Origin of the sequence: Pseudomonas sp. (assembly GCF_049301935.1) — a bacterium.
In the GTDB taxonomy this organism is placed as follows: Bacteria; Pseudomonadota; Gammaproteobacteria; order Pseudomonadales; family Pseudomonadaceae; genus Aquipseudomonas.
On record NZ_JBAQLP010000006.1, the window covers coordinates 1 to 8,779 of the forward strand.

The following is an 8,779-nucleotide window of genomic DNA, read 5'->3' on the forward strand; positions in this document are numbered from 1 at the left end:
AGGTGTCAAATGGCAGGCGCAAAAGAGATTCGCAGCAAGATTGCGAGCATCAAAAGCACGCAGAAGATCACCAGCGCCATGGAAAAGGTGGCGGTCAGCAAAATGCGCAGAGCACAAATGCGCATGGTTGCTAGCCGTCCCTACGCGGAGCGTATCCGCCAGGTGATTGGTCATCTGGCCAACGCCAACCCGGAATACCGTCATCCGTTCATGATCGACCGTGAAGTTAAGCGCGTGGGTTATGTCGTGGTGAGCTCGGACCGTGGTCTGTGTGGTGGTCTGAACACCAACCTGTTCAAGGCTCTGGTCAAAGACATGGCGAGCAATCGCGAGCAAGGCGTGGAGATTGATCTCTGCGTAGTTGGCAGCAAGGGTGCGGCGTTCTTCCGCAACTTTGGTGGCAACATCGTTGCTGCGATCAGCCACCTGGGCGAAGAACCGTCGATCAATGATCTGATCGGTAGCGTCAAGGTAATGCTCGATGCCTACCTCGATGGTCGCATCGATCGTTTGTCCGTGGTCTCGAACAAGTTCATCAATACCATGACGCAAAAGCCGACAGTGGAGCAGTTGATTCCGCTGGTGGCCGATCCGGATAAAGAACTCAAGCACCATTGGGACTACCTGTACGAACCCGACGCCAAAGAGCTGCTCGACGGCTTGATGGTGCGTTACGTGGAGTCGCAGGTGTACCAGGCAGTGGTTGAGAACAACGCGGCTGAACAAGCGGCCCGGATGATCGCGATGAAGAACGCCACCGACAACGCTGGCGATATCATCAAAGACCTGCAGTTGGTTTACAACAAGGCACGTCAGGCAGCGATCACCCAGGAAATTTCGGAAATCGTCGGCGGCGCTGCCGCGGTTTAAGCACGGTTCAACTGTTAGACGGTTGAAAAAAGTCAGAGGAACCAAAGATGAGTAGCGGACGTATCGTTCAAATCATCGGCGCCGTTATCGACGTGGAATTCCCGCGTGATCAAGTGCCGAGTGTTTATGAAGCGCTGAAAGTAGTCGGCGCCGAAACCACCCTGGAAGTTCAGCAGCAGCTGGGCGACGGCGTGGTACGTACCATTGCAATGGGTTCGACCGAGGGCCTCAAGCGTGGCCTGAGCGTTGGCAGCACTGGCGCAGGTATCCAGGTACCGGTTGGGGTGAAAACCCTGGGCCGGATCATGGACGTGCTGGGCAACCCAATCGACGAAGCTGGCCCGATTGGCGAAGAAGAGCGTTGGGGCATTCACCGTCCTGCGCCTTCCTACGCCGAACAAGCTGGCTCCAACGAGCTGCTGGAAACCGGCATCAAGGTTATCGACCTGGTTTGTCCGTTCGCCAAGGGCGGTAAAGTCGGTCTGTTCGGTGGTGCCGGTGTGGGCAAAACCGTAAACATGATGGAACTGATCCGTAACATCGCCATCGAGCACAGCGGTTATTCCGTGTTCGCCGGTGTGGGTGAGCGTACTCGTGAGGGTAACGACTTCTACCACGAGATGAAGGACTCCAACGTTCTCGACAAGGTAGCCCTGGTTTACGGTCAGATGAACGAGCCACCAGGCAACCGTCTGCGCGTCGCCCTGACCGGCCTGACCATGGCCGAGAAGTTCCGTGACGAAGGTCGTGATGTACTGTTCTTCGTGGACAACATCTACCGTTACACCCTGGCCGGTACTGAAGTATCCGCACTGCTCGGCCGTATGCCGTCGGCAGTGGGTTATCAGCCGACCCTGGCCGAAGAAATGGGCGTTCTGCAAGAGCGTATCACTTCGACCAAGACCGGTTCGATCACCTCGATCCAGGCCGTCTACGTTCCTGCGGACGACCTGACCGACCCAAGCCCGGCGACCACCTTCGCCCACTTGGACGCCACCGTTGTACTGTCCCGTGACATCGCCTCCCTGGGTATCTACCCAGCGGTCGATCCACTCGACTCGACGTCGCGCCAGCTGGACCCGATGGTTATCGGCCAGGAGCACTACGACACCGCTCGCGGCGTGCAGTACGTACTGCAGCGCTACAAAGAGCTGAAGGACATCATCGCGATTCTGGGTATGGACGAACTGTCCGAAGCAGACAAGCAGCTGGTATCCCGTGCGCGTAAGATCCAGCGCTTCCTGTCCCAGCCGTTCTTCGTGGCCGAAGTCTTCACCGGTTCGCCAGGCAAGTACGTTTCCCTGAAAGACACCATCGCTGGTTTCAGCGGCATCCTGAAAGGTGACTACGATCACCTGCCAGAGCAGGCGTTCTACATGGTTGGCAGCATCGAAGAAGCTGTTGAGAAAGCGAAGAAACTGTAATCACCCGTGCGCCCGGCAACGGGCGCTTACGGTCTGTTTATCCGCAGTAGTGGGTAAGCGGATCGATACGTGAGGTTAGACATGGCTATGACAGTCCATTGCGACATCGTCAGCGCAGAAGGCGAGATCTTCTCCGGTCTGGTCGAGATGGTGATTGCGCACGGCAACCTGGGTGATATCGGTATCGCTCCAGGTCACGCGCCGCTGATCACCGACCTCAAACCGGGTCCGATTCGTCTGGTCAAGCTGGGTGGCGAAACCGAGGTGTTCTACATCTCCGGTGGCTTCCTCGAGGTTCAGCCGAGTGTGGTGAAAGTTCTCGCCGATACCGTGCAGCGTGCTGCCGATATCGATGAAGCTGCTGCTCAGGAAGCCCTCCGGGCTGCCGAGAAAGCCTTGAATGAGAAGGGCGCGGAGTTCGATTACGGTTCCGCAGCCGCTCACCTGGCTGAGGTCGCGGCTCAGCTGCGTACCGTTCAGCAGTTGCGCAAGAAGTTCGGCGGTTAATTCCGACGCTTCATCGCAAACGAGTAAAAGGGTAGCCTTGGCTACCCTTTTTCTTTGTCTGCTGTTTTTACCTTTTCAGTTGGCCGGGCTAGGGATTTAGCCCGCCTTCGTCTGCCTGGAATCCGTTCTTATGTCGCTCGATATCGTTATCCTCGCCGCCGGCCAAGGCACCCGTATGCGTTCGGCCTTGCCGAAAGTCCTGCACCCGGTGGCTGGCAAAGCCATGCTCGGCCATGTGATCGACACCGCTCGCCTGCTTAAACCGCAAGGCATACATGTGGTGATCGGCCATGGCGCAGAACGGGTGCGTGAGCAGCTGGCGGCGGATGACCTGAATTTTGTCCTGCAGAGCGAGCAGCTCGGCACCGGCCATGCTGTGGCCCAGGCCTTGCCGGCGCTGACTGCGGAGCGCGTGCTGATTCTCTACGGCGATGTGCCGCTGATCGAAGTGGAAACCCTGCAGCGTCTGCTGCAACAGGTCAGCGAGCAGCAGCTGGGGTTGCTTACGGTCAATCTTAACGACCCGAGCGGTTACGGTCGCATCGTCCGCGATGAGCACGGTGTGGTGAAGGCCATCGTCGAGCACAAGGACGCCAGTGCCGAACAACGGCTGATCCGCGAGGGCAACACCGGCATCCTCGCCGTACCGGGGAAAAAACTCGGCGACTGGCTCGGACGCCTGTCCAACAGCAATGCTCAGGGCGAGTACTACCTCACCGACGTGATCGCCATGGCGGTGGCTGACGGCCTGGTGGTAGCCACCGAGCAGGCAGCTGACGAAATGGAAGTGCTGGGCGCCAACGACCGTATTCAGCTTTCGCAGCTGGAGCGTCACTACCAGTACCGCGCCGCGCGCCGGTTAATGGTGCAGGGCGTGACCCTGATCGACCCGGCACGCTTCGATCTACGCGGCGAAGTGACGGTAGGCCGTGACGTGTTGATCGATATCAACGTGATCCTTGAAGGCCAGGTTGTCATCGAAGAGGGCGTGCAGATTGGCCCTAATTGCGTAATCAAGAACTCGATCCTGCGCAAAGGTGCCATCGTCAAAGCTAACAGCCATCTGGAAGGAGCCGAAATGGGCGAGGGCGCCGATTGCGGACCGTTTGCTCGTCTGCGTCCCGGTTCGGTGCTGGGCGCCAAGGCCCATGTGGGTAACTTCGTTGAACTGAAGAACGCCAAACTGGGGGAGGGCGCCAAGGCCGGTCACCTCTCCTATCTGGGCGATGCCGAAATCGGCGCGCGCACTAACATCGGCGCCGGCACCATCACCTGCAATTATGACGGGGCCAACAAGTTCAAGACCGTGCTTGGCGAAGACGTGTTTATTGGCTCCAACAGCGCCCTGGTGGCCCCGGTGACTCTGGGAGACCGCGCCACCACCGGCGCCGGTTCGGTAATTACCGGCGACGTGCCGGATAACACCCTGGCCGTTGGCCGCGCCAAGCAGCGCAATATCGAAGGCTGGAAGCGCCCGACCAAGTCGTAGGATGGGTTAGCCGCGTAGCGGCGTAACCCATCACATGGCCAGCATGGGTATCGCTGCGCTCAACCCATCCTACGGCCTTTGGTCGTTTTCAGGCTTGACGCAAAAGACTTATTAGGTTTTGATTCGCGCCATTATCTTTCGAATCGAAACTTAGCATGTCGAAACGCAACACGCCGCAACGTCGCCATACCATTCTTGCCCTGCTCGCCGAGCAGGGTGAGGTGAGTGTGGATGAGTTGTCGAAGGCGTTTGCTACTTCTGAAGTGACCATTCGCAAAGACCTCGCCGCCCTGGAGAAGAATGGCCTGCTGCTGCGCCGTTACGGCGGTGCGGTGCCCATGCCGCAGGAGCTGATCAGCGATATCCAGCCGATCTCCCAGTACAAGCAGGCCATCGCCCGCGCCGGGGTCGCCTGCATCAAAGAACATGCGCGCATCATTATCGACAGCGGCACCACCACTGCAGCGATGATCCCGCAGCTCGGCCACAAGCCTGGCCTGGTGGTGATGACCAACTCGCTTAACGTGGCCCGCGCCATCAGCGAACTGGAGCACGAGCCGGTGCTATTGATGACCGGCGGCACCTGGGACCCGCATTCCGAGTCGTTTCAGGGCCAGGTCGCCGAGCAGGTGCTGCGCTCCTACGACTTCGACCAGCTGTTTATCGGCGCCGATGGCATCGACCTGGCCCGTGGCACCACCACCTTCAACGAATTGCTCGGGCTCTCCCGGGTGATGGCGGAGGTGGCCCGCGAAGTGGTGGTGCTGGTCGAGAGCGACAAGATCGGCCGCAAGATTCCCAACCTGGAGCTGCCCTGGAGCGGCATCCATACCCTGATAACCGACGAGCGCCTCAGCCCCGAGGCCCGTGAACAATTGACCGCGCGCGGGATCAAGCTGATCTGCGCCGCTGTAGACGCCTGAGTTAAGGAGAGACATATGTGTGGCATCGTAGGCGCAGTCGCCGAACGCAATATCACCGCCGTGCTGGTTGAAGGCCTCAAGCGCCTGGAATACCGCGGTTACGACAGCGCCGGTGTGGCGCTGCTGACTGATCATAACGGTCTCGACCGCCGTCGCCGTGTTGGCAAGGTCAGCGAGCTGGAAAGCGCGTTGGGCGCCGAACCGCTGGCCGGCCGCCTGGGTATCGCCCACACCCGCTGGGCCACCCACGGCGCGCCGAGCGAGCGCAACGCCCACCCACACTTCTCAGGTAAAGAGCTCGGTGGTGAGCTGGCGGTGGTGCACAACGGCATTATCGAAAACCACGAAGAACTGCGTGAGCGCCTCAAGGGCCTGGGCTACGTCTTCACCTCGGATACCGACACCGAAACCATCGTGCACCTGCTCGAATACAAGCTTAGAAGCCATCCCGACCTGGCCGCTGCGCTGAAAGACGCGGTCAAGGAATTGCACGGCGCCTACGGCCTGGCGGTGATCTCGGCCCGTCAGCCGGACCGCCTGCTCGCCGCCCGCAGCGGCAGCCCGCTGGTGATTGGCCTGGGCCTCGGTGAGAACTTCCTCGCCTCTGACCAGTTGGCTCTGCGTCAGGTCACCGACCGTTTTATGTACCTGGAAGAGGGCGATATCGCCGAGATCCAGCGCGACAGCGTGCAGATCTGGGATGCCTCCGGCCAGCCGGTGGTGCGTGAAAGCGTGCAGTACCACGAAGGCTTTGAGGCCGCCGACAAGGGCGAGTATCGCCACTTTATGCTCAAGGAAATCCATGAGCAGCCCAAGGTGGTGCAGCGCACCCTGGAAGGCCGTTTGGGTTCCGACCACGTACTGATCCAGGCCTTCGGCCCGCAGGCTGCCGAGCTGTTCGCCAAGGTGCGCAACGTGCAGATAGTCGCCTGCGGCACCAGTTATCACGCCGGTATGGTCGCCCGTTACTGGCTGGAAGAACTGGCCGGGATTCCCTGTCAGATCGAAGTGGCCAGCGAGTTCCGCTACCGCAAAGTGGTGGTGCAGCCGGACACCCTGTTTGTCAGCATCTCCCAGTCCGGTGAAACCGCCGACACCCTGGCCGCGCTGCGCAACGGTAAGGAATTGGGCTACCTGGCCAGCCTGGCGATCTGCAACGTTGGCATCAGCTCGCTGGTGCGCGAATCCGACCTGTGTCTGCTGACCTTGGCCGGCCCGGAAATCGGCGTGGCCTCGACCAAGGCTTTCACCACCCAGCTGGTTGCGCTGATGCTACTGACCCTGTCCCTCGGTCAGGTGCGTGGCACTCTGGACAAGGCTCTGGAAGCCGAGCTGGTCGATGAACTGCGTCGCCTGCCAACCCGCCTGGGCGAAGCCCTGGCCATGGACAGCGTGGTGGAGAAAGTCTCCGAGCTGTTCGCCGAGAAGCACCACAGCCTGTTCCTCGGTCGCGGCGCGCAGTACCCGGTGGCGATGGAAGGCGCGCTCAAGCTCAAGGAAATTTCCTATATCCACGCCGAAGCCTACCCGGCTGGCGAGCTCAAGCACGGCCCGTTGGCCCTGGTGGACAGTGATATGCCGGTGGTCACCGTGGCGCCGAACAATGAGCTGCTGGAAAAGCTCAAATCCAACCTGCAAGAAGTGCGCGCCCGTGGCGGCGAGCTGTTGGTGTTTGCCGACGAGCAGGCCGGCATGCGCAATGGCGAGGGCACCCACGTGGTGAACATGCCGCATATCCACGACGCCCTGGCGCCGATCCTCTACACCATCCCGCTGCAGCTGTTGTCCTACTACGTTGCCGTGCTCAAGGGCACCGACGTCGACCAGCCGCGTAACCTGGCCAAGAGCGTCACGGTCGAGTAAGCCAGGCCGTTAACCCTTAACCACAAAAAAGCACCCTCGGGTACTTTTTTGTTGGCGCTATTGGCGGGGTAAACCCGTCGCAGTGGCGCGTGCTGCGTGCAGTTTCTTGTAGCTGTCGATCAAGCGCAGGTGGCGATCAAGCCCTTCCAGTTGCATGTTGGTTGGCGTCAAACCATGGAAGCGCACGCTGCCGTCCAGCGAGCCCAGCACCGCGTCCATCCGCTCCTTGCCGAACATGCGGCGGAAGTTGGGCTCGAAGTCGGCCATGTCCAAGTCGCTGTCCAGCTGCACTTCCAACGCCGCATTCAGCGCCTGATAGAACAGGACGCGCTCGACGGTGTTGTCGTTGTACTGCAGGAAGGCCTCGGTCAGCTCCTTGGCCTCGTCGAACTTCTTCAGCGCCAGATAAATCAGCAGTTTCAGTTCCAGAATGGTCAACTGACCCCACACCGTGTTGTCGTCGAACTCGACGCCGATCAGCGTGGTGATATCGGTGTAGTCGTCGACATCGCTGTTTTCCAGATTGCGTAACAGAGACTTCAGGCCACGATCGTTCAGGCTGTGCAGGTTGAGGATGTCGGCGCGGAACAGCAGCGCCTTGTTGGTGTTGTCCCAGATCAGGTCCTCGACCGGGTAGATCTCCGAGTAACCCGGCACCAGGATGCGACAGGCCGTGGCGCCCAGGTGCTCGTACACGGCCATATAGGCTTCCTTGCCCATGGCTTCGAGAATGCCGAACAGGGTTGCAGCTTCCTCGGCGTTGGCCTGCTCACCCTCACTGGAGAAGTCCCACTCGACGAATTGGTGATCCGCCTTGGCGCTGAAGAAGCGCCAGGACACCACGCCGCTGGAGTCGATAAAGTGCTCGACGAAGTTGTTTGGCTCCATCAGCGCCTGGCTTTCAAAGGTCGGCGGCGGCAGGTCATTCAGGCCCTCGAAGCTGCGGCCCTGCAGCAGTTCGGTGAGGCTGCGCTCCAGCGCCACTTCAAAGCTTGGGTGCGCGCCGAACGAGGCGAACACGCCACCGGTACGCGGGTTCATCAGGGTTACGCACATCACCGGGAATTCGCCGCCCAGCGAGGCGTCCTTCACCAGCACCGGGAAGCCCTGGGCTTCCAGACCCTGAATCCCGGCGAGGATGGCCGGGTACTTGGCCAGCACCTCCTGTGGCACGTCCGGCAGGCACAGCTCGCCTTCGAGAATTTCGCGTTTTACCGCGCGCTCGAAAATTTCCGACAGGCACTGCACCTGGGCTTCGGCCAGGGTGTTGCCGGCGCTCATGCCGTTGCTCAAGAACAGGTTTTCGATCAGGTTGGAGGGGAAGTACACCACCTCGCCATCGGATTGGCGCACAAAGGGCAGCGAGCAGATGCCGCGCAGCGTGTTGCCGGAGTTGGTGTCGTACAGGTGCGAGCCACGCAGTTCGTCGTCCTGGTTGTAAATCGCCAGGCAGTACTCGTCGAGAATCTCCGCCGGCAGCGCATCCTTAGGCCCAGGTTTGAACCAGCGTTCATCCGGGTAATGCACGAACGCCGCATTGGCGATCTCTTCGCCCCAGAACTGATCGTTGTAGAAGAAGTTGCAGTTCAGCCGCTCGATAAACTCGCCCAGCGCCGACGCCAGCGCGCCTTCCTTGGTCGCGCCCTTGCCGTTGGTAAAACACATTGGCGAGTGCGCATCGCGGATATGCAGCGACCATACGT

Annotated in this window: 7 protein-coding genes; 6 read left to right on the forward strand and 1 reads right to left on the reverse strand. The window is 60.2% G+C overall.

The features are described from left to right. Positions 1–9: 9 nt before the first annotated feature. From atpG to glmS, 6 genes are all read left to right on the forward strand, one after another. A complete protein-coding gene (atpG, locus tag WA145_RS00675) occupies positions 10–870 on the forward strand; it encodes a F0F1 ATP synthase subunit gamma (RefSeq protein ID WP_422579725.1) in 861 nt (286 codons plus the stop codon). Between the two features lie 47 nt (positions 871–917). Further along, positions 918–2,294: a F0F1 ATP synthase subunit beta gene (gene atpD / locus WA145_RS00680; RefSeq protein WP_304869722.1), complete on the forward strand. Its 1,377-nt coding sequence runs from the start codon at positions 918–920 to the stop codon at positions 2,292–2,294. An 81-nt stretch (positions 2,295–2,375) separates the two neighbouring features. After that, a complete protein-coding gene (locus tag WA145_RS00685) occupies positions 2,376–2,801 on the forward strand; it encodes a F0F1 ATP synthase subunit epsilon (RefSeq protein WP_422579720.1) in 426 nt (141 codons plus the stop codon). Between the two features lie 130 nt (positions 2,802–2,931). Further along, complete coding sequence (gene glmU, locus WA145_RS00690; RefSeq protein ID WP_422579721.1) at positions 2,932–4,290, forward strand: bifunctional UDP-N-acetylglucosamine diphosphorylase/glucosamine-1-phosphate N-acetyltransferase GlmU; 1,359 nt, start codon at positions 2,932–2,934, stop codon at positions 4,288–4,290. A gap of 155 nt (positions 4,291–4,445) precedes the next feature. Next, complete coding sequence (locus tag WA145_RS00695; RefSeq protein ID WP_422579722.1) at positions 4,446–5,213, forward strand: DeoR/GlpR family DNA-binding transcription regulator; 768 nt, start codon at positions 4,446–4,448, stop codon at positions 5,211–5,213. Between the two features lie 15 nt (positions 5,214–5,228). Further along, positions 5,229–7,076, forward strand: a complete 1,848-nt coding sequence (gene glmS / locus WA145_RS00700; RefSeq protein ID WP_422579723.1) for a glutamine--fructose-6-phosphate transaminase (isomerizing) — start codon at positions 5,229–5,231, stop codon at positions 7,074–7,076. 57 nt (positions 7,077–7,133) lie between these two features. Here glmS and WA145_RS00705 read toward each other — a convergent pair. Beyond that, positions 7,134–8,779, reverse strand: a 1,646-nt coding sequence (locus WA145_RS00705; protein ID WP_422579724.1) for an OsmC domain/YcaO domain-containing protein, incomplete at its 5' end; no start/stop codon positions are given.

Bases quoted from the DNA above. Each gene is read 5' to 3' on its own strand.
- atpG (WP_422579725.1), top strand. From the start codon at position 10: ATGGCAGGCGCAAAAGAGATTCGCAGCAAGATTGCGAGCATCAAAAGC.
- atpD (WP_304869722.1), top strand. From the start codon at position 918: ATGAGTAGCGGACGTATCGTTCAAATCATCGGCGCCGTTATCGACGTG.
- WA145_RS00685 (WP_422579720.1), top strand. From the start codon at position 2,376: ATGGCTATGACAGTCCATTGCGACATCGTCAGCGCAGAAGGCGAGATC.
- glmU (WP_422579721.1), top strand. From the start codon at position 2,932: ATGTCGCTCGATATCGTTATCCTCGCCGCCGGCCAAGGCACCCGTATG.
- WA145_RS00695 (WP_422579722.1), top strand. From the start codon at position 4,446: ATGTCGAAACGCAACACGCCGCAACGTCGCCATACCATTCTTGCCCTG.
- glmS (WP_422579723.1), top strand. From the start codon at position 5,229: ATGTGTGGCATCGTAGGCGCAGTCGCCGAACGCAATATCACCGCCGTG.